Source organism: Citrobacter sp. wls619, assembly GCF_005281345.1.
Lineage (GTDB): Bacteria > Pseudomonadota > Gammaproteobacteria > Enterobacterales > Enterobacteriaceae > Citrobacter.
In genome coordinates this window covers 11,621-34,085 of sequence record NZ_SZXJ01000083.1, presented here as the reverse complement: position 1 = coordinate 34,085, position 22,465 = coordinate 11,621, and the positions used below count along the sequence as shown (strand labels likewise).

Annotated in this window: 25 protein-coding genes; 19 read left to right on the top strand and 6 right to left on the bottom strand. The window is 53.4% G+C overall.

Annotation, left to right across the window (positions count from 1 at the left end; all coding sequences use genetic code 11):
- Positions 1–73 precede the first annotated feature (73 nt).
- The 3 genes from FDX19_RS16585 to FDX19_RS16575 are packed head-to-tail and all read left to right on the top strand — an operon-like array spanning position 74 to position 3,025.
- Complete coding sequence (locus FDX19_RS16585; protein WP_137383556.1) at positions 74–1,051, top strand: tripartite tricarboxylate transporter substrate binding protein; 978 nt, start codon at positions 74–76, stop codon at positions 1,049–1,051.
- A gap of 14 nt (positions 1,052–1,065) precedes the next feature.
- Positions 1,066–1,500: a tripartite tricarboxylate transporter TctB family protein gene (locus FDX19_RS16580; RefSeq protein ID WP_105242189.1), complete on the top strand. Its 435-nt coding sequence runs from the start codon at positions 1,066–1,068 to the stop codon at positions 1,498–1,500.
- 10 nt (positions 1,501–1,510) lie between these two features.
- The gene (locus tag FDX19_RS16575; protein ID WP_137383555.1) at positions 1,511–3,025 is read left to right on the top strand and encodes a tripartite tricarboxylate transporter permease; all 1,515 of its coding nucleotides are present in this window, start codon (positions 1,511–1,513) and stop codon (positions 3,023–3,025) included.
- Positions 3,026–3,116: 91 nt separating this feature from the next.
- Here FDX19_RS16575 and FDX19_RS16570 read toward each other — a convergent pair whose 3' ends face one another.
- A complete protein-coding gene (locus FDX19_RS16570; RefSeq protein ID WP_137383554.1) occupies positions 3,117–4,013 on the bottom strand; it encodes a LysR family transcriptional regulator in 897 nt (298 codons plus the stop codon).
- A gap of 98 nt (positions 4,014–4,111) precedes the next feature.
- Between FDX19_RS16570 and FDX19_RS16565 the strand changes: the two genes are divergently transcribed.
- From FDX19_RS16565 to csiR, 7 genes are all read left to right on the top strand, one after another.
- Complete coding sequence (locus FDX19_RS16565) at positions 4,112–4,714, top strand: short chain dehydrogenase (protein WP_137383553.1); 603 nt, start codon at positions 4,112–4,114, stop codon at positions 4,712–4,714.
- Between the two features lie 259 nt (positions 4,715–4,973).
- Positions 4,974–5,951, top strand: a complete 978-nt coding sequence (gene glaH, locus FDX19_RS16560) for a glutarate dioxygenase GlaH (RefSeq protein WP_137383552.1) — start codon at positions 4,974–4,976, stop codon at positions 5,949–5,951.
- 19 nt (positions 5,952–5,970) lie between these two features.
- Entirely contained in the window at positions 5,971–7,239 is a 1,269-nt protein-coding gene (lhgO, locus tag FDX19_RS16555) for an L-2-hydroxyglutarate oxidase (RefSeq protein ID WP_137383551.1), read from the top strand.
- 23 nt (positions 7,240–7,262) lie between these two features.
- Positions 7,263–8,711 carry an NADP-dependent succinate-semialdehyde dehydrogenase gene (gene gabD, locus FDX19_RS16550; protein ID WP_137383550.1) on the top strand — a complete coding sequence of 483 codons (1,449 nt, stop codon included), beginning with the start codon at positions 7,263–7,265 and terminating at the stop codon, positions 8,709–8,711.
- Between the two features lie 25 nt (positions 8,712–8,736).
- Positions 8,737–10,020 carry a 4-aminobutyrate--2-oxoglutarate transaminase gene (gene gabT, locus FDX19_RS16545; RefSeq protein ID WP_137383549.1) on the top strand — a complete coding sequence of 428 codons (1,284 nt, stop codon included), beginning with the start codon at positions 8,737–8,739 and terminating at the stop codon, positions 10,018–10,020.
- Positions 10,021–10,167: 147 nt separating this feature from the next.
- Positions 10,168–11,568 carry a GABA permease gene (gene gabP, locus FDX19_RS16540; protein ID WP_137383548.1) on the top strand — a complete coding sequence of 467 codons (1,401 nt, stop codon included), beginning with the start codon at positions 10,168–10,170 and terminating at the stop codon, positions 11,566–11,568.
- A 45-nt stretch (positions 11,569–11,613) separates the two neighbouring features.
- On the top strand, positions 11,614–12,300 hold the full coding sequence (gene csiR / locus FDX19_RS16535) for a DNA-binding transcriptional regulator CsiR (RefSeq protein ID WP_137383547.1): 687 nt from the start codon (positions 11,614–11,616) through the stop codon (positions 12,298–12,300).
- A gap of 12 nt (positions 12,301–12,312) precedes the next feature.
- On the opposite strand, the gene lysM is transcribed toward csiR, so the two are convergent.
- The gene (gene lysM, locus FDX19_RS16530) at positions 12,313–12,762 is read right to left on the bottom strand and encodes a peptidoglycan-binding protein LysM (RefSeq protein ID WP_137383546.1); all 450 of its coding nucleotides are present in this window, start codon (positions 12,760–12,762) and stop codon (positions 12,313–12,315) included.
- Between the two features lie 97 nt (positions 12,763–12,859).
- Positions 12,860–13,018: a YqaE/Pmp3 family membrane protein gene (locus FDX19_RS16525; RefSeq protein ID WP_038632951.1), complete on the bottom strand. Its 159-nt coding sequence runs from the start codon at positions 13,016–13,018 to the stop codon at positions 12,860–12,862.
- A 174-nt stretch (positions 13,019–13,192) separates the two neighbouring features.
- Between FDX19_RS16525 and FDX19_RS16520 the strand changes: the two genes are divergently transcribed.
- From FDX19_RS16520 to FDX19_RS16510, 3 genes are all read left to right on the top strand, one after another.
- On the top strand, positions 13,193–13,492 hold the full coding sequence (locus tag FDX19_RS16520; RefSeq protein WP_137383545.1) for a helix-turn-helix transcriptional regulator: 300 nt from the start codon (positions 13,193–13,195) through the stop codon (positions 13,490–13,492).
- Positions 13,493–13,501: 9 nt separating this feature from the next.
- On the top strand, positions 13,502–14,029 hold the full coding sequence (locus FDX19_RS16515; protein WP_137383544.1) for a rhodanese family protein: 528 nt from the start codon (positions 13,502–13,504) through the stop codon (positions 14,027–14,029).
- Between the two features lie 80 nt (positions 14,030–14,109).
- On the top strand, positions 14,110–14,289 hold the full coding sequence (locus tag FDX19_RS16510) for a hypothetical protein (protein ID WP_137383543.1): 180 nt from the start codon (positions 14,110–14,112) through the stop codon (positions 14,287–14,289).
- 35 nt (positions 14,290–14,324) lie between these two features.
- On the opposite strand, the gene stpA is transcribed toward FDX19_RS16510, so the two are convergent.
- A complete protein-coding gene (gene stpA / locus FDX19_RS16505) occupies positions 14,325–14,726 on the bottom strand; it encodes a DNA-binding protein StpA (protein ID WP_137383542.1) in 402 nt (133 codons plus the stop codon).
- A gap of 555 nt (positions 14,727–15,281) precedes the next feature.
- Between stpA and alaE the strand changes: the two genes are divergently transcribed.
- Complete coding sequence (gene alaE / locus FDX19_RS16500) at positions 15,282–15,731, top strand: L-alanine exporter AlaE (RefSeq protein WP_003037259.1); 450 nt, start codon at positions 15,282–15,284, stop codon at positions 15,729–15,731.
- Positions 15,732–15,768: 37 nt separating this feature from the next.
- On the opposite strand, the gene FDX19_RS16495 is transcribed toward alaE, so the two are convergent.
- Entirely contained in the window at positions 15,769–16,119 is a 351-nt protein-coding gene (locus FDX19_RS16495; protein ID WP_005122944.1) for a DUF2002 family protein, read from the bottom strand.
- Between the two features lie 123 nt (positions 16,120–16,242).
- Positions 16,243–17,577, bottom strand: a complete 1,335-nt coding sequence (locus FDX19_RS16490; RefSeq protein ID WP_137383541.1) for a PLP-dependent aminotransferase family protein — start codon at positions 17,575–17,577, stop codon at positions 16,243–16,245.
- Positions 17,578–17,667: 90 nt separating this feature from the next.
- Between FDX19_RS16490 and FDX19_RS16485 the strand changes: the two genes are divergently transcribed.
- From FDX19_RS16485 to nrdF, 5 genes are all read left to right on the top strand, one after another.
- Positions 17,668–18,099, top strand: a complete 432-nt coding sequence (locus FDX19_RS16485) for a carboxymuconolactone decarboxylase family protein (protein ID WP_137383540.1) — start codon at positions 17,668–17,670, stop codon at positions 18,097–18,099.
- A 278-nt stretch (positions 18,100–18,377) separates the two neighbouring features.
- Positions 18,378–18,623: a glutaredoxin-like protein NrdH gene (gene nrdH / locus FDX19_RS16480; protein WP_137383539.1), complete on the top strand. Its 246-nt coding sequence runs from the start codon at positions 18,378–18,380 to the stop codon at positions 18,621–18,623.
- On the top strand, positions 18,620–19,030 hold the full coding sequence (gene nrdI / locus FDX19_RS16475; RefSeq protein WP_137383538.1) for a class Ib ribonucleoside-diphosphate reductase assembly flavoprotein NrdI: 411 nt from the start codon (positions 18,620–18,622) through the stop codon (positions 19,028–19,030). Before nrdH ends, nrdI begins: the two co-directional genes overlap by 4 nt.
- On the top strand, positions 19,003–21,147 hold the full coding sequence (gene nrdE / locus FDX19_RS16470; RefSeq protein ID WP_137383537.1) for a class 1b ribonucleoside-diphosphate reductase subunit alpha: 2,145 nt from the start codon (positions 19,003–19,005) through the stop codon (positions 21,145–21,147). The genes nrdI and nrdE overlap by 28 nt, the downstream gene beginning before the upstream one ends.
- 10 nt (positions 21,148–21,157) lie before the next feature.
- Positions 21,158–22,117: a class 1b ribonucleoside-diphosphate reductase subunit beta gene (gene nrdF, locus FDX19_RS16465; RefSeq protein ID WP_137383536.1), complete on the top strand. Its 960-nt coding sequence runs from the start codon at positions 21,158–21,160 to the stop codon at positions 22,115–22,117.
- Positions 22,118–22,465 lie beyond the last annotated feature (348 nt).

Sequence of the window (22,465 nt, the reverse complement as noted above, 5' to 3'; positions counted from 1 at the left end):
CACATCGGCTCACATAATCACAAAAATCTTCTTCCGTACCCGAAAATCCGGTTTTCCGGCGTGAGGATAAACAATGAAAAAACAATTACTTCGTACCCTTACTGCAAGCATTTTATTGATGAGTACCTCTACTTTTGCCGAACAAGCGCCATCGCGCACCGAATGCATTGCTCCGGCGAAACCCGGCGGTGGGTTCGACCTCACCTGTAAGCTGATTCAGGTGAGCATGATGGAAACGGGCGCCATCGAAAAACCGATGCGCGTAACCTATATGCCCGGTGGCGTGGGTGCCGTGGCCTATAACGCTATCGTCGCGCAACGTCCTGCCGAAGCCGGAACCGTAGTAGCATTCTCCGGCGGTTCCCTGCTGAATCTGTCACAAGGTAAATTCGGCCGCTATGGCGTCGATGACGTGCGCTGGCTGGCGAGCGTAGGCACCGACTACGGCATGATTGCCGTGCGTAGTGATTCCCCCTGGAAAACGCTGAAAGACCTGCTGACTGCCATGGAGAAAGATCCCAACAGCGTGGTCATTGGCGCAGGCGCCTCTATCGGAAGTCAGGACTGGATGAAGTCGGCGCTGTTGGCGCAAAAGGCCAACGTCGACCCGCACAAAATGCGTTATGTCGCCTTTGAAGGGGGTGGAGAACCGGTGACCGCGTTGATGGGCAATCACGTGCAGGTGGTTTCCGGCGATCTCAGTGAAATGGTGCCCTATCTCAGCGGCGACAAGATCCGCGTGCTCGCGGTGTTCTCTGATGAACGTCTGCCGGGCCAGTTAGCCAATGTCCCCACCGCCAAAGAGCAGGGTTATGACCTTGTTTGGCCGATTATTCGTGGCTTCTACGTTGGGCCAAAAGTGAGCGATGCGGATTACCAGTGGTGGGTTGATGCCTTTAATAAGCTCCAGCAGACCGACGAATTTAAAAAGCAGCGTGATTTGCGTGGCCTGTTCGAGTTCAACATGAGCGGTAAGCAACTCGATGACTACGTGAAGAAACAGGTCACCGATTACCGTGAGCAGGCAAAAGCCTTCGGCCTTGCGAAATAAGCCCGGGGGCAAAGATGATGAGCGATCGTATTTTCGCGGGTATCTGGCTGTTGCTCTGTATAGCCGGGCTGTTTGTGGCCTGGCAAATCAGCAGCGAATACAGCTATGAACCCGTCGGGCCACGTCCGTTTCCGCTTGGCATTATCAGCTTGATGCTGTTGTGTGCCGTCGCGCTGCTGTTGCGCCACCCGGACACCATCAGTTGGCCTCGCCGCCACGTGCTGCAAAAGCTGCTCACGATGGTGATTGTGTTGTTGATGTACGCCTGGGGGTTTGAATGGCTGGGCTTTCCCATTGCCACTGCCATTCTCACCGTGGTGATTGGCATGCTGTTCGGCGCAACCATCCCGGCAGCGGGCATTTCCGGTTCGGTTCTCGGCATTCTGTTGTGGTACGCCTTCGACCGACTGCTTGACGTCACCTTACCACTCGGCGCCTGGCTGGGTTAACGGAGAAACGATGGATACCTGGATTTATCTTTCTCAGGGTTTCGCGGTGGCGATGACGCCGGAAAACCTGGTTATCGCCTTGATCGGCTGCTTTGTCGGCACCATCGTTGGGTTGCTGCCGGGTCTGGGGCCAATCAACGGCGTGGCGATCCTGCTGCCGCTGGCCTTCGCTTTGCATCTGCCAGCGGAGTCTGCGCTGATCCTGTTGGCGACTGTTTATATCGGCTGCGAATACGGCGGGCGCATCTCCTCTATCCTGCTCAATGTTCCTGGCGATGCGGCAGCCATTATGACCGCCCTTGACGGCTATCCAATGGCCCAACAGGGACGCGGCGGCGTGGCGCTTTCTATCTCAGCGGTCAGTTCTTTCTTCGGTTCGCTTATCGCTATCGGCGGCATCATTCTGTTTGCCCCGGCGTTAGCACAATGGTCGCTGTCATTCGGTCCTGCAGAATACTTTGCCTTAATGGTCTTCGCTATTGCCTGTCTCGGCAGCATGATGGCGCAGAACCCACTGAAATCATTTCTGGCAGCGCTTATCGGTCTCGGGCTCGCGACCGTCGGCGTAGACGCCAACACCGGGGTTTATCGCTTCACCTTTGACAGTGTTCATCTCTCCGACGGTGTGCAGTTTATCGTGGTAGTGATTGGGCTGTTCTCTGTCTCAGAAATATTATTAATGCTGGAACATACCAGCAGTGGCCAAACGCTGGTGCGTAAAACGGGCCGCATGTTGTTCAATGCCAAAGAGGGTATGCAGTGCGTGGGCGCAACGCTGCGCTCATCGGTGATTGGCTTTTTCGTCGGCGTTCTGCCCGGCGCCGGAGCAACCATCGCCAGTGCGATCACCTACATGACCGAGAAAAAGCTCAGCGGTAACAGCGACAGCTTTGGGAAGGGGGACATTCGTGGTGTTGCCGCACCTGAGGCAGCTAACAATGCCTCGGCCTGTGGCTCGTTTATCCCAATGCTGACGCTCGGCGTACCCGGTTCGGGCACCACGGCGGTCATGATGGGTGCGCTGACGCTGTACAACATCACGCCGGGGCCAGCAATGTTCACCGAACAACCGGATATCGTCTGGGGACTGATCGCGGCGCTGCTGATTGCCAACGTGATGCTGCTGGTGATGAACATCCCGTTAATCGGTCTGTTTACCCGCATGCTGACCATTCCGCTGTGGTTCCTCGTTCCGGCCATTGCGGCGGTTTCGGCGGTCGGTGTGTATGCCGTCCACAGCACGACCTTCGATCTGGTACTGATGGTTGGTCTCGGCGTACTGGGATACATTTTGCGTAAAATGCACTTCCCGATGTCTCCGTTGATTCTCGGATTTGTGCTCGGGGAAATGCTGGAGCAGAACCTGCGTCGTGCCCTGTCCATCAGTAATGGCAGCATGGATATTCTGTGGGCCAGCGGCGTGGCGAAAGTCCTGCTGGTGATGGCGGTCATGGTTATCGTTATCCCGCCAGTACTGCGCCTGATCCGCAAACGCAACAATAAGCCGCAGGTGGATATCGGCTAACGAATTGCCGGATGGCGGCGCTATTGCGCCCTATCCGGCCTACAATTTGGCTCGGTTGTAGGCCGGATAAGCGCAACGCCATCCGGCACTTTTATTTTCCGCGCAGCCCCTGCGTTCCTTCCAGCACATGTTCAACAAACTGCGTCAGCTTGGGCAGTGGGCGCAAATCCTGTCGCCACAACAAATGAATTGGTCGCGGTTGCGGCGTAAACCCCTCCAGCACCCGGACCAGCCGGCCATTCGCGAGCTCTTCTGTCAGCAAAACTTCCGGTTGTAACAGCAGCCCGGCTCCCGCTACCGCCGCCATACGCAGGCCGTGGCCATCGTTACAGCGTAAAATCGCGTCACGTTTCCACCTGACCTCACCCGCCACACCCGGTAGTTTCCATTCATTACGTGCCGTCCACACGGTATGCGACAAACACAGATGATCCACCAGATCTCCTGGCGTTCGTGGTGTGCCGTGTCGGGCAAGATAGTCCGGCGACGCACAGATAGCCATACGGTACGGACCCAGATATTTCGCCACGACATCCGTCTGATGAATATCCCCAATACGTATTGCCAGATCGACCCCTTCATCGACCAGATCCACCATTCGGTTGGTCAGATCTAACTCAATGCGTACTTCTGGCCAGGTTTGCAAAAAATCCGCAGCCAGCGGCGAGACAACACAGGCCCCAAAGGAGGTTGGCGCGCTGATGCGTAGCGTACCCGCCGGAGCCCGCCGGAGCCGTTCGACCGAACGTTCAGCGATTGAGACCTGCTCCAGCACCCGACGCGCTTCTTCAACGTAAACGCGCCCGGCATCGGTAAGACTCTGACGGCGAGTGTTACGCTCCAGCAGACGCGTACCAAGCTGCGCCTCCAGCAGGGCGATATATTTCCCCACCATCACCGCAGATATCTCCAGTCGCGTTGCCGCACCGGTAAAGCTTCCACTTTCCACCACCGCGATAAACGTTTCCATGCCGCGCAGCTTATCCATATTGCAAACCCCTGGTTAGTAATCATCTAACTTTTAGCCAGTTTATCTGATTTCATTTTCATTAAAGAATAGCGGCTCACACTATTGCGGAGGTGGTTATGAAAATCGTCATTATTGGTGCCAGCGGTACAGTCGGTCGTGCAGTCACAGAGACGTTGAGCCGTAAACATGAGGTGATCCGCGTGGGCCGCACGCAGGGTGATTACCAGGTCGATATCACCTCACAAGAGAGCGTCCAGGCGCTATTTGAAAAAACAGGACGCGTGGATGCGATTGTTTCCGCCACTGGCAATCTGTTCTTTGGCCCGCTATCGACGATGACCGACAGTGAATTTAATCAGGGCCTGCAGGATAAGTTGTTAGGCCAGGTGCGTCTGGCCTTAACCGGGCAACATTACCTGAATGATGGCGGTTCTATTACGCTTATCAGCGGCATTATCTCCCATGAGCCCATTGCCCAGGGGGCAAATGCGGCGACCATAAATGCCGGGCTGGAAGGATTTGTGCGCGCAGCAGCCTGCGAGTTAGGACGCGGCTTGCGCATTAACCTGATTAGCCCGACCGTCCTGAGTGAATCTGCTGAAGCCTACGATGGATTCTTCCCTGGCTTTGAAAGCGTACCTGCGGCAACCGTGGCCAACGCTTACCGCCGCAGCGTGGAAGGCATTCAAAGCGGACGTATTTATAAAGTCGGTTACTAACCTTTTTACTGCCGCTGTGCCCCAGCAGCGGCAGAACTATTAATCCTCTGTTTTTAAATAACATTCTCCTGCTTATCTCCCGCGTTTTTCATTTAACCTCACCCTTTCTAATGTTAAATATTTGTTGCTTTTGATCACAAATAATAAACAAAAAGCACATTCTGTGCGCGTTTTTCAAAAATGTAGATATTTTTAATTTATGGCTACGAAACGAGCATCGCCATGTCTCCCTGACAATCTACTGAGAGGATCGATTCTGATGAACGCACTGACTGCCGTACAACCGAACGCTGAAGATCCAGCCCAACACTACAGCGGCTTCACACTGAAACCATCAGCCCAGTCGCCACGCTTACTGGAGCTGACTTTCTGTGCTGAGACTACGGAGCAATTTCTGCAAGCCGTCGCGCAATGGCCGGTACAGGCCCTGGAATACAAATCTTTCTTGCGTTTCAAAGTGGGTCAGATCCTCGACGCCCTGTGCGGCAATCAGTTGCAGCCTCTGCTACTAAAAACCTTGCTGGATCGTGCTGAAGGCGCACTGCTGATCAATGCCGTGGGCGTTGATGACGTGGCACAGGCAGAAGAGATGGTCAAACTGGCAACAGCCGTCGCGCATCTTATCGGGCGCTCAAATTTTGATGCGATGAGCGGTCAGTACTATGCGCGCTTCGTGGTTAAAAACGTCGATAACTCAGACAGTTATCTTCGTCAGCCGCACCGTGTCATGGAGCTGCATAACGACGGTACCTATCTCGAAGAAATCACCGACTATGTACTGATGATGAAGATAGACGAGCAGAACATGACGGGCGGTAACTCGCTGCTGCTGCATCTCGATGACTGGGAACATCTGGATCAGTACTTTACCCACCCGCTGGCACGCCGTGCCATGCGCTTTGCCGCACCACCAAGCAAAAACGTTAGCCAGGACGTATTCCATCCGGTGTTTGACGTTGACCAACTGGGCCGCCCTGTCATGCGTTACATCGACCAGTTTGTCCAGCCGAAGGATTATGAAGAAGGCGTCTGGCTGAGCGATTTGTCCGATGCGCTGGAAACCAGCAAGAACATTCTTTCCGTTCCGGTATCGGTCGGTAAATTCTTGCTGATCAACAACCTGTTCTGGCTGCACGGTCGCGACCGCTTCACCTCGCATCCTGACCTGCGTCGCGAACTGATGCGTCAGCGTGGCTATTTCGCCTATGCCACCCACCATTACCAGACCCACCAGTAAGCGCGAAGGAAAATAGCGGATGTATGATTTTGTGATTATTGGCGGCGGCATTATCGGCATGTCGACTGCCATGCAGCTGATCGATGTCTACCCGGATGCCAGAATTGCGTTGCTGGAGAAAGAGTCCAGCCCGGCCTGCCACCAGACGGGCCACAACAGCGGCGTGATTCATGCCGGGGTCTATTACACTCCCGGTAGCCTGAAGGCACAGTTTTGCCTGGCCGGAAATCGCGCCACCAAAGCTTTTTGCGACCAAAACGGCATCCGCTATGACGTTTGCGGAAAAATGCTGGTTGCCACCTCGGCGCTGGAAATGGAGCGGATGCGTGCCTTATGGGATCGCACTGCCGCTAACGGTTTAGAGCGCGAGTGGTTAAACGCCGAAGAACTGCGTGAGCGTGAGCCGAACATCACCGGACTGGGCGGTATTTTTGTCCCGTCGAGCGGAATAGTCAGCTACCGCGAAGTCACCGCCGCGATGGCGAAGATTTTCCAGGCCAAAGGCGGTGAGATTATTTACAACGCGGAGGTCAGCGCGCTGAAAGAGCATGCTGCGGGCGTGATCGTCCATACCCGTCAGGGTCAGGAATATGAAGGGGCTACCCTGATTACCTGTTCCGGCCTGATGGCGGACCGACTGGTGAAAATGCTCGGCGTTGAACCTGGCTTTATCATCTGCCCGTTCCGCGGCGAATACTTCCGCCTGGCGTCAGAACATAACCAGATAGTCAATCATCTGATCTACCCGATCCCCGACCCGGCGATGCCATTCCTCGGTGTGCATCTCACCCGCATGATAGACGGCAGCGTGACGGTAGGTCCGAACGCCGTGCTGGCATTTAAACGCGAAGGCTACCGTAAACGCGACTTCTCGCTCAGCGATACGCTGGAGATCCTCGGCTCTTCCGGCATCCGCCGCGTGCTGCAAAACAACCTGCGTTCCGGGCTTGGCGAAATGAAAAACTCGCTGTGCAAAAGCGGATATTTGCGGCTGGTGCAAAAGTATTGCCCGAGCCTGACGCAGAAAGATCTGCAGCCGTGGCCTGCAGGTGTGCGGGCACAGGCGGTATCGCCGGACGGCAAGCTGATTGACGATTTCCTGTTTGTCACCACGCCGCGTTCGATTCACACCTGTAACGCCCCGTCTCCCGCGGCAACGTCAGCTCTCCCTATCGGCGCGCATATCGTCAGCAAAGTTCACGCCCTTCTGGAGAACCAGAGTAATCCCGGACGCACGCTGCGTGCGGCACGTAGCGTGGAGACATTACACGCCGCGTTCACCCGTTAACCTTTTTAAGACAGGAAGCAATCATGCAACTTAACGATCCCACCTTGTTTCGCCAGCAGGCACTGATCAACGGCCACTGGCGTGACGCCAACAGCGGCGAGACCATCGCGGTGACCAACCCCGCGAATGGTCAGCAACTGGGTAGCGTACCGAAAATGGGAGCAGATGAAACCCGCGAGGCCATTGAAGCCGCGAATCGCGCCCTGCCCGCATGGCGAGCGCTGACCGCGAAAGAGCGCGCCAATATCCTGCGTCGCTGGTTCAATCTGATGATTGAGCATCAGGACGATCTCGCCCGCCTGATGACGCTGGAACAGGGTAAACCGCTGGCTGAGGCCAAAGGCGAAATCACCTATGCTGCCTCATTTATCGAGTGGTTTGCCGAAGAGGGCAAACGTATTTACGGCGACACCATTCCCGGCCATCAAGCTGATAAGCGTCTGATCGTCATCAAACAGCCGATTGGCGTTACCGCCGCTATCACACCGTGGAACTTCCCTTCCGCAATGATCACCCGTAAAGCCGGTCCGGCGCTGGCGGCAGGCTGCACGATGGTGCTCAAACCCGCCAGCCAGACACCGTACTCCGCGCTGGCGCTGGCTGAACTGGCCAATCGCGCCGGGATCCCGGCAGGTGTTTTCAGCGTGGTGACCGGTTCAGCCAGTGCTGTTGGTAATGAGCTGACTGGCAACCCGCTGGTACGCAAGCTGTCGTTTACCGGATCCACTGAGATTGGACGCCAGCTAATGCAACAGTGCGCCAAAGATATCAAGAAGGTGTCACTCGAACTGGGCGGCAATGCGCCGTTTATCGTCTTTGACGATGCCGATCTCGATAAAGCCGTGGAAGGTGCGCTGGCATCGAAGTTTCGTAATGCCGGGCAGACCTGCGTCTGTGCCAACCGTCTGTATGTTCAGGACGGCGTGTATGAGCAGTTTGCCGACAAGCTCCAGCAAGCGGTAAGCAAGCTGCACCTCGGCGACGGTCTGCAACCTGACGTCACCACCGGGCCGCTGATCGATGAAAAAGCCGTCGCCAAAGTGCAGGAACACATCGCCGACGCGCTGGATAAAGGCGCTCGCATCGTGGCGGGGGGTAAGGCTCACGCACTGGGCGGCAACTTCTTCCAGCCCACTATTCTGGTAGATGTGCCTGATAACGCGAAGGTCGCCAAAGAAGAGACCTTCGGCCCGCTGGCACCGCTGTTTCGCTTTAAAGATGAAGCTGACGTCATTGCCCAGGCCAACGACACCGAGTTTGGGCTGGCGGCCTACTTCTACGCCCGTGACTTAAGCCGGGTATTCCGCGTTGGTGAAGCGCTGGAGTACGGCATCGTCGGGATTAATACCGGCATCATATCAAATGAAGTTGCCCCGTTTGGCGGCATTAAAGCCTCCGGTCTTGGCCGCGAAGGTTCGAAGTACGGCATCGAAGACTACTTAGAAATCAAATATATGTGTATTGGCCTTTAATAAAATAAATACTGGAGAACACCTGATGAGCACCAATAAAGAACTCATGCAACGTCGCAGTAACGCCGTTCCTCGTGGCGTAGGACAGATCCACCCGATTTTTGCCGAACGCGCAGAAAACTGCCGGGTTTGGGACGTTGAAGGCCGTGAGTTCCTCGATTTTGCTGGCGGTATTGCGGTGTTGAATACCGGTCACCTGCATCCGCAGATTGTCTCTGCGGTAGAAGCGCAGTTGAAAAAACTGTCACATACCTGCTTCCAGGTGCTGGCCTATGAGCCGTACCTCGAGCTGTGTGAGATTATGAACAAGAAAGTGCCGGGTGATTTCGCCAAGAAAACCCTGCTGGTCACCACCGGATCTGAAGCCGTGGAAAATGCGGTGAAAATCGCCCGCGCGGCCACCAAACGTACCGGGACCATCGCCTTTAGCGGTGCCTATCATGGCCGTACCCACTACACCCTCTCATTAACCGGGAAAGTGAACCCGTACTCTGCTGGCATGGGGCTGATGCCGGGTCATGTGTATCGTGCGCTGTACCCTTGCGCGCTGCACGGTATCAGCGATGACGATGCGATTGCCAGCATCCACCGTATTTTCAAAAACGACGCGGCCCCGGAAGATATTGCCGCCATCGTCATTGAACCTGTACAAGGCGAAGGCGGTTTTTACGCCGCCTCTCCGGCCTTTATGCAGCGCCTGCGCGCCATTTGTGACGAACACGGGATCATGTTGATTGCCGATGAAGTGCAGAGCGGCGCAGGGCGTACCGGTACGCTGTTTGCGATGGAGCAAATGGGTGTGGCCCCCGATCTCACCACCTTCGCAAAATCCATCGCCGGCGGCTTCCCACTGGCCGGCGTCACCGGACGTGCCGAGGTGATGGACGCCGTCCCACCGGGTGGTCTGGGCGGTACCTATGCCGGTAACCCGATTGCCTGTGCCGCCGCGTTGGCGGTGCTGAATATTTTCGAGCAGGAAAACCTGCTGCAAAAAGCGAACGACCTGGGCAAAACCCTGCGCGATGGTCTGCTGGCCATCGCGGAAACGCACCGCGAGATTGGTGATGTTCGCGGGCTGGGCGCAATGATTGCCATCGAGTTGTTCGAAGACGGCGACCACACCAGACCCGATGCCAAACTGACGGCCGACGTCGTCGCGCGTGCACGTGACAAAGGGTTGATCCTGCTCTCCTGCGGGCCTTACTACAACGTGCTGCGCATCCTTGTTCCACTCACCATTGAAGACGGGCAAATCCGTCAGGGTCTGGACATTATTGCTCAGTGTTTTGCCGAGGCAAAACAGGGTTAAACCCCCGAATAAAAACGGGAAATTGTAGGCCGGATAAAGCGCAAGCGCTGCCATCCGGCAATGTTGTGATGCCCGGTGGCACTACGCTTACCGGGCCTATGGGTAAGGTGCAGGAAGCGACGTCAATAACAATAACGAGGTTTAAAGATGGGGCAAGTGTCACAATCACATGATTTAGGGGGCGGGCTGAAATCACGCCACGTCACCATGTTGTCCATTGCCGGCGTTATCGGCGCCAGTTTATTTGTAGGTTCAAGCGTGGCGATTGCCGAAGCCGGTCCGGCGGTGCTGCTGGCCTATCTGTTCGCCGGGTTACTGGTGGTCATGATTATGCGCATGCTGGCCGAAATGGCCGTCGCCACACCCGATACGGGTTCCTTCTCCACCTACGCCGATAAAGCTATCGGGCCATGGGCCGGTTATACCATCGGTTGGCTGTACTGGTGGTTCTGGGTGCTGGTGATTCCGCTGGAAGCTAACATTGCGGCCATCATCCTGCATTCATGGATCCCAGGAGTGCCTATCTGGCTGTTTTCCCTGGTTATCACCCTGGCATTAACCGGCAGTAATTTGCTGAGCGTCAAAAATTACGGCGAGTTTGAATTCTGGCTGGCGCTGTGTAAAGTGATTGCCATTCTGGCGTTTATCGCCCTCGGCGCCGCGGCGATTAGCGGCTTCTATCCCTACGCTGAGGTCGGCGGCGTTTCACGGCTGTGGGATCAGGGCGGCTTTATGCCCAATGGTTTTGGCGCAGTACTCAGTGCGATGCTAATCACCATGTTTTCCTTTATGGGCGCGGAGATTGTCACCATTGCCGCCGCGGAATCCGACACCCCGGATAAACACATCGTACGGGCGACGAACTCGGTTATCTGGCGTATCTCAATTTTCTATCTGTGCTCCATTTTCGTGGTGGTCGCGTTGATCCCGTGGAACATGCCGGGACTGAAAGAGGTTGGGTCGTACCGCTCGGTGCTGGAGTTACTGCATATTCCGCATGCAAAGCTGATCATGGATTGCGTTATTTTGCTGTCGGTAACCAGTTGCCTGAACTCCGCGCTATATACGTCATCCCGTATGCTCTATTCCCTGAGCCGTCGTGGCGATGCCCCCGCCTTTATGGGTAAAACAAACCGCAGCAAAACGCCGTATGTGGCAGTACTACTCTCTACCGGGGCGGCATTCCTCACCGTTATCGTCAACTATTACGCGCCGGCCAAAGTATTTAAGTTTCTGATCGACAGCTCCGGCGCCATCGCGCTGCTGGTCTATCTGGTGATTGCTATTTCTCAGTTACGGATGCGCAAAATCCTGCTGGCGCAGGGCGGTGAAATTAAACTGAGAATGTGGCTCTTTCCATGGCTTACCTGGCTGGTGATCGCCTTTATTGTCTTCGTATTAGTGGTGATGCTCTTCCGTCCGGCGCAACAGCTGGAGGTGGTGTCGACCGGGCTACTCGCCATCGGGATTATTTGCACCGTGCCCATTATGTCACGCTGGAAAAAACTGCTATCGTGGCAAAAAACACCGTTGCAAAATACGCATTAAATCTGATCCCGGCGCAGGCCGGGACATTTATTCAGGAGTAAGACCATGACCGCCATTTCCCAACCGACGGCCATTGATGGGTACCGCTGGCTGAAGAACGATATCATCCGCGGTATATATCAGCCTGATGAGAAACTGCGTATGAGCCTGCTGACTTCACGTTATGAACTGGGCGTTGGGCCACTGCGCGAAGCGCTTTCGCAACTGGTTGCAGAGCGACTGGTCACGGTGGTCAATCAGAAAGGATATCGGGTGGCGCCGATGTCCGAGCAAGAGTTACTCGATATTTTCGATGCCCGCGCCAATATGGAAGCCATGCTGGTGGGTCTGGCTATCGCGCGTGGGGACGATGCCTGGGAAGCCGAGATTCTGGCGCGCGCGCATATGCTCAGCAAACTGGAGGCCGTTGACGCCAGCGAGCAGATGCTTGATGAGTGGGATCAGCGCCATCAGGCGTTTCACACGGCGATTGTTGCTGGCTGTGGTTCGCAATATCTGCTGCAAATGCGTGAACGGCTGTTCTCTCTGGCGGCACGATACCGTTTCATCTGGTTGCGTAAAACGGTGCTGTCGGTAGAGATGCTGGAAGATAAGCACGACCAGCATCAAACGCTGACCGAAGCGATTCTGGCGCGCGATGCCGCCCGCGCCAGCGAGTTAATGCGCCAGCACCTGCTGACGCCAATTCCCATTATTCAGCAAGCCATGTCCGGCAAATTACTGACGGAATAGATCTGAACAGCATTATTCTTGCGGAATACGCAAAACCTGCCCGGGGTAGATTTTATCCGGGCTTTTTAGCATCGGTTTATTGGCTTCGAATATTTTATTGTACAGGTTGGCATTACCGTATACCTGCCTGGCAATCGCGCTCAGCGTATCGCCTGACTTTACGGTATAAAACTGGCTTTCGCTCGCCGGCGCAGAGGTTGTAACCTGATCGTCTACGCTGGCGATACCGGAGATATTACCGACAGCAATCAGGATTTTTTCTTTCGCCTCCTGACTTAATCCATCGCCAGAAACGGTCGCCTTACCTTCGGTAATCTGGACGTCCACTTTATCTGCATCTGGAATACCGGTTTTGCTCAGATGCTCCTGCACTTTTTTCACCAGCTCGGCGCTGTCATGGTTTCCGGTAACCGCATCCCAGAGTTTTTCACCCGCATCTTTCACGAAATTGAAGAGTCCCATATTCACCTCGATGATTAACAAGCAGCACCAGAAAGTGTAGCAGAGGAGAACAGGCGGTAAGGAAAGCGGCGCGATGGCACCGCTACGGAGACGACTATCAGTTACGCGTTTGCACCCAGAAGGCGTGGATAAGGCCTGGAATGTAGCCCAACAGTGTCAAAACGATATTGAGGATAAATGCCCAGCCGAATCCTTTCCCCAGCAACACGCCAAGCGGAGGCAGAATAATAGTAAAAACGATTCTCCAGAAACCCATACACACTCCATACAAGCAAAAAAAATAATCATTTCTTAGAAATCTAAGGTTAGTGAGTTTATCCAACTCTGCCTGGCTTCCCCTGCTGTTTTACCCTCCTTTACGCTCTTTACGCTGGCGTACGATGCCTATTTATTTTAGAATTAACTTAACTTAGTAAATGCTAAAGTATATATGACTGAACTCGAACAACTGCAGGCCAGCGCAGAACAGGCTGCCGCCCTGCTCAAAGCGATGAGTAATCCAAAACGGTTACTGATTTTGTGCATGCTGTGTGGCTCACCGGGTACCAGCGCGGGAGAGTTAGCCCGCGTTACTGGTCTTAGTGCATCGGCCACCTCTCAGCATCTGGCAAGAATGCGCGAAGAGGGACTGATAGACAGCCAGCGTGATGCCCAGCGCATCCTTTACTCCATTAAAAATACGGCCGTGAATTCGCTGATCGCCACATTAAAAACACTGTATTGCCCATAAGGAACCACTATGACCATTGGGATGATTTCCCCCCACGAGGCGCAGGCGCTGTTAGCCCAGGGCGCAAAACTGATTGATATCCGCGACGCTGACGAGTATCTGTACGAACATATCCCCGAGGCGCACCTGGCACCGTTATCCACCCTCGAGCAGGGTTCACTCCCCGCAAACTTACGGGCTGAGCGCATTATTTTTCACTGCCAGTCAGGCAAGCGTACACAAAACGCGGCGGCAAAATTGAATGCCGCCGCCGCGCCGGCACAGGTCTGGCTGCTTGAGGGCGGGATCGACGGCTGGAAAGCGGCAGGTCTGCCGGTTGCAAAAGATGGCTCACAACCGTTGCCGCTAATGCGTCAGGTGCAGATTGCCGCAGGCAGCCTTGCCTTGCTTGGCGTCATTCTCGGTTACGCCGTTAACAGCGGCTTCTTCTTACTCAGCGGTTTTGTCGGTGCGGGGCTGGTACTTGCGGGTGTAACTGGCTTCTGCGGGATGGCGCGACTGCTCGACAAAATGCCCTGGAACCGACGTACTCATTAAGCGGTAATAGAAGAAACAGCACTGTACCCGCCGATTGACGTGATCTATGGTGGGCGTTGTGATTAAGAAAGGAGCGCAATATGTTTAAACCTGGCGATCTGGTGCAACCGCGTATGGGCGGACCAAAACTGAAAGTTGTCGAAGTGAAAGATGAACAAATTGTGGCTGTACAAGCCAGCAATGAAAGCGGCGAAAAATACACCCTAAAAACTGCTGATGTCACGCGATATTCTGAAGAAGGCGATTTCGGCGTCTGCTGAAAATAAGCGGTGAGGTTCCCCTCACCGCCTTGATATTAGATCAAAAAATCATCGAGAGATTTACCGGCAGCCAGCGCCTGCGCAATCGGCTTCGGCGTGCGGCCTTGTCCAGTCCATGTTTTTATTTCACCGTTGATGTCCGTAAAACGATATTTCGCCGGACGTGGCTGACGTTTTTTAACCGAACGCGACGTTGCCGCCGATATGCTCAAAAGTTCTTCAGGATCAATCCCATCGGCTCTCATCATCGCCAGCAGTGTATTAATTTTTTCCTGCTGTTCTGCACGTTGGCGCTGCAGCTGTTCTTCTTCGTCACGTCGTTCTTTGGTGACTACCCGCAGTTTTTCCAGCATATCTTCCAGAACCTCGACGGATAATTCACGCGCCATGACACGTAGCGATCGAATATTATTTAAGTTTTTTAACATTGAACTCATATTAATAAAACCTCTTTAACGCAAAAACAGAAATCGGTATTACGAAGCAAATTGTATGCGAGTATTTTTTCTTTTTCCAGTCTCTTTTTTGTCGCAAGATATTAAAACGACAATCGCTATTATTATATATCTTGCCATACAGTGCTCTTTAGCCAGCGATATTTTATATTCGGCCAGCAACCAGAATAAATAGACTTCGGGATATCTCACTGCCGCACCAGATAAACCAATACAGGCATCGCGCAGACGTTGCGGTAGATAGGCGAAAATTTCGTCAACACTCAAAAAGGAGCGCAAAAAGTTCAGAAAAACAAGTCAAAATAACATATTGATTTTTAATGATTTTAATTTGCGTGACAACGAAAATGCCAAAACGAACAAAAAACAGACCGCCACAGAGCATTTTATCGACAAAAAGATTATAAATAAAAATTTTAAGCTAGTTGCTAGTTATTATCCAGGCAGATATCCTATTCAAACGCGAAAGCAGCAAGACAAATCACTAGCAAGAAGATATTGAAAACCTTTTTACCCCTTTTTACAAGGAGCATTAACATGTTCTCTCCACAGTCACGCTTGCGTCATGCTGTAGCAGACACGTTCGCGATGGTTGTTTATTGTTCTGTCGTGAACATGTTGATCGAGATATTCCTTTCAGGAATGAGCTTCGAACAGTCACTGTACTCCAGACTGGTCGCTATCCCCGTCAACATCCTGATCGCCTGGCCATACGGTATGTACCGCGATTTGTTTATGCGTGCGGCACGCAAAGCCACGCAGGCAGGATGGGCAAAAAATCTGGCGGATGTGCTGGCCTATGTCACGTTCCAGTCACCGGTGTATGTGATTATTCTGCTGACGGTTGGCGCTGACTGGCACCAGATCACGGCTGCGGTAAGCTCCAACATCGTGGTCTCAATGCTGATGGGTGCAGTATATGGTTACTTCCTTGATTATTGCCGCCGCCTGTTTAAAGTCAGCAGCTACCACCAGGCTAAAGCGTAAAAATATCTCATCGCGACTGGCACCGCCAGTCGCGTTATCAGTTTGAACTCACGTCGCCAAACAACCCATTCAAATAACGTTCCAGCGCGATACGCGAGCTAAAGCCGTGTGGAATACCATAATGTTCATGAGTATCGCCGGCTAAATAAAGCGGGAATTGCTGATAGTGATCGCAGGTTTTAATATCCGTGGCCGGTTCTGCCAGTGAAGAACTCCGCTCTTTTAGCGTGGGATGAATCACCAATGCGGTACGTCCCATCCGCGCTTCACGGTTTACATATACATAATTCTCGCCACGACGATAGCCGTATGTTTTCTGTGTGACTACATCAACGGTAAAGCCCACTTTTTCAAGTACGCGCGCCACCTCATCAGGTCGTAAATACATATTATTTTCCTCGTTATCTTTTACTGCGGGCTTACCTTACCTGATTCAGCATTAGCAACGCTTTCAGAAAAGTCCATAAACGAGTGCAGACGGTGAGATGAATATCTTAAGAACAACGCAAATTTATGTCAGCGCCAACCGGAGTTGATATGCAGCCTGCTGCGCCATTTCCGCCGATCGAATATTGGTAAATGACAGTAATATTCCCCCCTTACCTGTTGAGGTGACGCGCCACCGGCTTAAGGCCTGAACCGCCAGTCCGGCCTGATTCGCTTTGCGTACTAACGCAGTATCATCCCCCGCCACGGCGATCACCAGTTGGATCCCGCCCTCTTGTGGCACCACGCTAAAACCCTGCTCTGTCAGGGCGCTTTCCATCCATTGACGCCGTTGGGCGTAATGCTGACGCATGCGTTTTAAGTGCCGCCAGAAGTGGCCGTCTTGCATAAAATCCGCCAGCGTTTGCTGCCATAAAACCGGAACGCTACAGGCCGTTAGCGCCGCCTGCTGACGAAAATGTTCGACCTGAGTCAGAGGCACCACCAGCCATGCCGTGCGCAAAGCCGGAAACAACGATTTACTGAACGTTCCGGCATAAATCACCCGCTGCGGCGCATCCAGACTTTTTAGCGGCGGCAACGGTTTACCGTGGTAACGAAATTCGCTGTCGTAGTCATCTTCGATTACCCACGCCTGTGCGCGATCGGCCCATTCCAGCAACTGGTGACGGCGGGCCAGAGAAAGCGCCACGCCCAGTGGGCTTTGGTGTGCAGGTGTCAGCAAGACAAAACGCGCCTGTGGGTAGTGACGGATCCCCGCGCTGACGTCCAGACCATCAGCATCAACCGCCACCGGCATCAGCTCAATGCGTTCCTGAGCGACCACGGGGCGAATCAGCGGAAAGCCAGGATCTTCGACCCACATCCCCTCGCCGGGTGTGGCCAGCGCGCGCAGGATCAACATCATTGACGCCGCATAACCCGACGTAATAAAAACCTGCTCCGGAAGACATTCAATGCTGCGTGACACTCGCAGGTAATCAACAATCGCCTGACGTAATACCCGTTCACCGCAAACATCCCCCACCGCAAGATCAAAACGTGTTTGGGTACGCAAACGTCGACCCATGACCCGTGCCCAGATATCGCGCGGAAAAAGATCGAGAGCTGGCAATCCCATCTGAAAAAGCTGTGGCGTGCCGTTTTCTCCGGCGAAGACGGCAGGGGCTGCGGGCGGGGTTTCCAGTCGCAATTGTTCGCTGACAAAGGTTCCCGCCTGCCCGCGCCGCGCAAGCCAGCCCTGCGCCACCAGCTCAGCATAAGCGTTTTCTACCGTCGAACGTGAAACCCCCAGCTCCTGGGACCAGGTTCGGCTGGAGGGTAATCTTGTGCCAGGCTTAAGATCGCCCTTCTCAATAGCGGTTTTTAACTGACGGGCAATTTGCTGGTAGCGCGGCATTTATGGTCTGCTTTTTAAGTAAAAATATGGCTCTCTTTAGCAGACCATTATAGTGCTACATTGCAGGTCATCCAAATGAGGAGCAATACCATGACAATGTTACGCCAGCCCTATTACGAACTCAGTCCTGAAGTCTATAACGCCCTGGTTCAGGCAAGCAAAGCGCTGGAAAACTGCGCGCTGGAACCCACCCTGACGGAACTGATTTACCTGAGGGTTTCACAAATCAACGGCTGCGCATTTTGCCTTGAAATGCACAGCAAAGCGCTGCGCAAAGCTGGCGTGGAACAAGCCCGTCTGGATGCGCTGGCGGGTTGGCGGGTGAGCCACCATTTCAGCGAACGGGAACGTGCGGCACTGGCATGGGCCGAGTCCGTCACTCATGTCGCCAGCAGCCATGCCGAAGACGATGTTTATCTGCCACTGCTTGACCATTTTAGCGCCAAAGAAATAAGCGACCTGACCTTCGCAATCAGCCTGATGAACTGCTTTAACCGCCTCGCAGTGGGTATGCGTATGTAATTTTGCGCTGCCGGATGGCGGCATTAATGCCTTATCTGGTCAGGGATATACTCTCCTGTAGGCCGGATATGACGCGACGCGTCGCCATCCGGCCACCTTTTATAGTCCATATCCCGTTCCCGTCCCGCTCATCACCCAGGGCATCATCAACCTAAAATTCCCATATCTTGTATGGTTGAAACTTCTTTCATCTACATCTAGTATCTTCTCTATCAGCACGCACACAAGCCGATGTCCATTATGCATCGCTCATTTACCCTTAAATGGAAATACGAATCATGAGTATTATTATTTACACTCGTAATAACTGTGTTCAGTGCCACGCCACCAAACGGGCGATGGAAAGCCGTGGTTTTGACTTTGAGATGGTGAATGTCGATTTGCAGCCTGAACTGGCAGATACCCTGCGCGAGCAAGGTTTTCGTCAGTTGCCCGTCGTGGTGGCAGGTGAAACCCGTTGGTCAGGATTTCGCCCGGACATGATCAATCGCCTGCGCCCGGAACCCCGCGTGGCCAGCGCATGACGACGCTCGTCTACTTCTCCAGCCGTTCCGAAAATACGCACCGCTTTATGCTGCGTCTGGCGCTGCCCGCCATCCGCATTCCGCTTAATGAACGCGAGCGGATCCAGGTAGACGAGCCTTACATTTTAATCGTGCCGTCTTACGGCGGCGGCGGTACGGCCGGCGCAGTCCCGCGTCAGGTGATCCGCTTTTTAAACGATCCTCATAACCGGGCATTAATCCGTGGCGTGATCGCCTCCGGCAATCGCAATTTCGGCGAGGCCTATGGGCGTGCGGGTGAGGTCGTCTCACAAAAATGCGGCGTGCCATGGCTCTATCGTTTTGAGCTGATGGGTACGCAAAGCGATATCGAAAACGTTCGAAAAGGAGTGAGCGAATTTTGGCAACGACAACCGCAGAACGCGTAATCCAGCCCGCGCTGGATTATCACGCCCTGAACGCCATGCTAAATCTGTACGATAAAGCCGGGCGGATTCAGTTCGAAAAAGATCATCAGGCGGTGGAGGCTTTTTTTGCTACCCACGTCCGCCCTCATTCGGTGGTCTTTGCCAGTCAACAGGAACGCCTGGACACGCTGATTCGTGAAGGCTATTACGACGAAAGCGTTTTAGCCCGCTACAATCGTGCGTTCGTGGTGAAGCTGTTTGCCCACGCCCATGCCAGCGGATTCCGCTTTCAGACCTTCCTCGGCGCATGGAAGTATTACACCAGCTATACGCTGAAAACGTTCGACGGCAAACGCTACCTTGAAGATTTTGAGGATCGCGTGACGATGGTGGCGCTCACGCTGGCGCAGGGCGATGAAGCGCTCGCAATGCAACTGGCTGATGAAATGCTCTCCGGGCGCTTTCAACCCGCCACGCCAACCTTTCTAAACTGCGGTAAACAGCAGCGTGGCGAACTGGTTTCCTGCTTCCTGTTACGCATCGAAGACAATATGGAGTCAATTGGTCGGGCGGTAAACTCGGCGCTACAGCTATCTAAACGCGGCGGCGGCGTGGCATTTTTGCTCTCTAACCTGCGCGAGGCAGGTGCGCCTATTAAGCGTATTGAAAACCAGTCTTCCGGCGTGATCCCGATAATGAAAATGCTGGAAGATGCGTTTTCTTATGCTAATCAGTTGGGCGCACGTCAGGGCGCGGGCGCAGTGTATCTGCACGCGCATCATCCCGATATTTTGCGTTTTCTTGATACCAAACGTGAAAACGCCGACGAGAAAATCCGCATCAAAACGCTCTCGCTTGGCGTGGTGATCCCGGACGTCACCTTCCAGTTGGCGAAAGAAAATGCCCGGATGGCGCTGTTTTCACCGTATGACGTAGAACGCCTTTACGGCAAACCATTCGGCGATATCGCCGTGAGCGAGCGCTATGACGAACTGGTTGCCGACACGCGTGTGCGCAAAAAATACATTAATGCCCGCGACTTCTTCCAGCGACTGGCAGAGATCCAGTTCGAGTCTGGCTACCCCTACATTATGTTTGAAGATACGGTGAATCGTGCGAATCCGATTGCCGGTCGTATCAATATGAGCAACCTGTGCTCGGAGATTTTGCAGGTCAACACCCCATCAACCTATGATGAGGCACTGGGCTATACGCAGGTAGGGCATGATATTTCCTGCAATCTTGGCTCGCTGAACATTGCACATACCATGGATTCACCTGACTTTGCTCGTACAGTGGAAACAGCCGTGCGCGGCTTAACCGCCGTTTCGGACATGAGCCACATCCGCAGCGTGCCTTCGATCGAAGCCGGGAACAGCGCGTCGCACGCCATTGGTCTGGGACAGATGAATCTGCACGGGTATCTGGCGCGGGAAGGGATCGCCTATGGTTCGCCAGAAGGGCTGGATTTTACCAATCTCTATTTCTACACCATCACCTGGCATGCGCTGAATACGTCAATGAAACTGGCCCGTGAACGCGGTACAGCTTTTGCCGGATTTAGTCAGTCACGCTATGCCAACGGCGAGTACTTTACCCAGTATTTGCAGGGAGACTGGCAGCCTAAAACAGAGAAGGTCCGCGCACTGTTTGCCACAAGCGGCATTACGTTGCCAACCCGGGAGATGTGGCAGCAGCTGCGGGATGATGTGATGCGCTACGGCATCTATAACCAGAATTTGCAGGCCGTTCCGCCGACCGGTTCTATCTCCTATATCAACCACGCGACCTCAAGCATTCACCCGATTGTATCGAAAGTGGAAATTCGCAAAGAGGGTAAAACCGGGCGCGTTTACTACCCTGCCCCGTTTATGACCAACGAGAATCTGGCCTTGTATCAGGATGCCTACGAGATTGGCCCGCAAAAAATAATCGACACCTACGCGGAAGCAACGCGCCATGTCGATCAGGGGCTTTCACTGACTCTCTTTTTCCCCGATACCGCTACCACTCGCGATATCAACAAGGCGCAGATCTACGCCTGGCGTAAGGGTATCAAATCGTTGTACTACATCCGGTTACGCCAGTTGGCGCTGGAAGGAACCGAAATTGAGGGTTGCGTGTCATGCGCACTGTAAGGAGAACAGAATGAAACTATCTCGCGTCAGCGCCATCAACTGGAACAAGATTGAAGATGATAAAGACCTTGAGGTATGGAATCGCCTGACCAGTAACTTCTGGCTACCGGAAAAAGTCCCGCTATCCAATGATATTCCGGCATGGCAAACGTTGAGCGCTGCCGAGCAGCAGCTCACTATCCGCGTATTTACCGGCCTGACGTTGCTCGACACGATTCAGAATATCGCCGGCGCCCCCGCGCTAATGGCGGATTCAATCACGCCACATGAAGAGGCGGTACTGTCGAATATCAGCTTTATGGAAGCCGTGCACGCACGCTCCTACAGTTCTATTTTTTCCACGCTTTGTCAGACCAAAGATGTGGATGCGGCTTACCTGTGGAGTGAGGAAAATTCTCCGCTCCAGCACAAGGCACAGATAATTCTGACGCATTACGCCAGCGAAGAACCGCTGAAAAAGAAAATAGCCAGCGTATTTCTGGAATCCTTCCTGTTCTATTCCGGCTTCTGGCTACCGATGTATTTCTCCAGCCGCGGCAAGCTGACGAATACCGCTGACCTTATCCGCCTGATCATTCGTGACGAAGCAGTTCATGGTTATTACATTGGCTATAAATACCAAAAGGGTCTGGAGCACGTTTCACCCTCTACGCGTGACGCGCTACAGAATTACGCCCTCGATCTGTTGATGGAATTATATGACAACGAAGTTCGTTATACGGAGGAACTGTATGCGCAAACCCCGTGGGTGGAAGATGTCAAAGCCTTTCTCTGCTACAACGCCAATAAGGCGCTAATGAATTTAGGTTATGAGGCCCTGTTCCCGGCAGAAATGGCGGATGTGAACCCGGCAATCCTCGCAGCGCTCTCACCCAACGCAGACGAAAACCACGATTTCTTCTCCGGTTCAGGGTCATCTTATGTGATGGGTAAAGCCGTCGAAACAGAAGATGACGACTGGAATTTTTAACGTTTCCTTACGCGGAAAATACCTTACATTTTTCGCGTTAATATTTTAACGAGATCACATTTTTATCACACAAATAGTGTTGGGTGATCTACACTCAATATCAGCCGCAATATTCGCCTGTATTTCAACAATTCAGGCGCATTTTCAGTGTCATTTACAAAAAATATCCCTCAAGGCTCATCCGCGCTCAGCCCTTATATCATGGGAAATCCCGCCATCTGACGTTTGGCAATATTCATGCCACAAACAAATTCAGGGTTGTCTCAGATTCTCAGTATGTTAGGGTAGAAAAAGGTCACTATTTCCATCAGGTAATATATCGATATAAACAAATAACAGGAATCATTC

What these genes read in the sequence shown, in the direction of transcription:
- alaE (WP_003037259.1), top strand. Translation starts at nt 15,282, where the DNA reads ATGTTCTCTCCACAGTCACGCTTGCGTCATGCTGTAGCAGACACGTTC.
- nrdI (WP_137383538.1), top strand. Translation starts at nt 18,620, where the DNA reads ATGACGACGCTCGTCTACTTCTCCAGCCGTTCCGAAAATACGCACCGC.
- FDX19_RS16575 (WP_137383555.1), top strand. Translation starts at nt 1,511, where the DNA reads ATGGATACCTGGATTTATCTTTCTCAGGGTTTCGCGGTGGCGATGACG.
- gabD (WP_137383550.1), top strand. Translation starts at nt 7,263, where the DNA reads ATGCAACTTAACGATCCCACCTTGTTTCGCCAGCAGGCACTGATCAAC.
- lhgO (WP_137383551.1), top strand. Translation starts at nt 5,971, where the DNA reads ATGTATGATTTTGTGATTATTGGCGGCGGCATTATCGGCATGTCGACT.
- FDX19_RS16510 (WP_137383543.1), top strand. Translation starts at nt 14,110, where the DNA reads ATGTTTAAACCTGGCGATCTGGTGCAACCGCGTATGGGCGGACCAAAA.
- gabT (WP_137383549.1), top strand. Translation starts at nt 8,737, where the DNA reads ATGAGCACCAATAAAGAACTCATGCAACGTCGCAGTAACGCCGTTCCT.
- lysM (WP_137383546.1), bottom strand. Translation starts at nt 12,762, where the DNA reads ATGGGACTCTTCAATTTCGTGAAAGATGCGGGTGAAAAACTCTGGGAT.
- nrdH (WP_137383539.1), top strand. Translation starts at nt 18,378, where the DNA reads ATGAGTATTATTATTTACACTCGTAATAACTGTGTTCAGTGCCACGCC.
- FDX19_RS16515 (WP_137383544.1), top strand. Translation starts at nt 13,502, where the DNA reads ATGACCATTGGGATGATTTCCCCCCACGAGGCGCAGGCGCTGTTAGCC.
- FDX19_RS16525 (WP_038632951.1), bottom strand. Translation starts at nt 13,018, where the DNA reads ATGGGTTTCTGGAGAATCGTTTTTACTATTATTCTGCCTCCGCTTGGC.
- FDX19_RS16565 (WP_137383553.1), top strand. Translation starts at nt 4,112, where the DNA reads ATGAAAATCGTCATTATTGGTGCCAGCGGTACAGTCGGTCGTGCAGTC.
- FDX19_RS16520 (WP_137383545.1), top strand. Translation starts at nt 13,193, where the DNA reads ATGACTGAACTCGAACAACTGCAGGCCAGCGCAGAACAGGCTGCCGCC.
- stpA (WP_137383542.1), bottom strand. Translation starts at nt 14,726, where the DNA reads ATGAGTTCAATGTTAAAAAACTTAAATAATATTCGATCGCTACGTGTC.
- glaH (WP_137383552.1), top strand. Translation starts at nt 4,974, where the DNA reads ATGAACGCACTGACTGCCGTACAACCGAACGCTGAAGATCCAGCCCAA.
- FDX19_RS16580 (WP_105242189.1), top strand. Translation starts at nt 1,066, where the DNA reads ATGATGAGCGATCGTATTTTCGCGGGTATCTGGCTGTTGCTCTGTATA.
- FDX19_RS16585 (WP_137383556.1), top strand. Translation starts at nt 74, where the DNA reads ATGAAAAAACAATTACTTCGTACCCTTACTGCAAGCATTTTATTGATG.
- FDX19_RS16570 (WP_137383554.1), bottom strand. Translation starts at nt 4,013, where the DNA reads ATGGATAAGCTGCGCGGCATGGAAACGTTTATCGCGGTGGTGGAAAGT.
- gabP (WP_137383548.1), top strand. Translation starts at nt 10,168, where the DNA reads ATGGGGCAAGTGTCACAATCACATGATTTAGGGGGCGGGCTGAAATCA.
- FDX19_RS16495 (WP_005122944.1), bottom strand. Translation starts at nt 16,119, where the DNA reads ATGTATTTACGACCTGATGAGGTGGCGCGCGTACTTGAAAAAGTGGGC.
- nrdF (WP_137383536.1), top strand. Translation starts at nt 21,158, where the DNA reads ATGAAACTATCTCGCGTCAGCGCCATCAACTGGAACAAGATTGAAGAT.
- FDX19_RS16490 (WP_137383541.1), bottom strand. Translation starts at nt 17,577, where the DNA reads ATGCCGCGCTACCAGCAAATTGCCCGTCAGTTAAAAACCGCTATTGAG.
- csiR (WP_137383547.1), top strand. Translation starts at nt 11,614, where the DNA reads ATGACCGCCATTTCCCAACCGACGGCCATTGATGGGTACCGCTGGCTG.
- FDX19_RS16485 (WP_137383540.1), top strand. Translation starts at nt 17,668, where the DNA reads ATGACAATGTTACGCCAGCCCTATTACGAACTCAGTCCTGAAGTCTAT.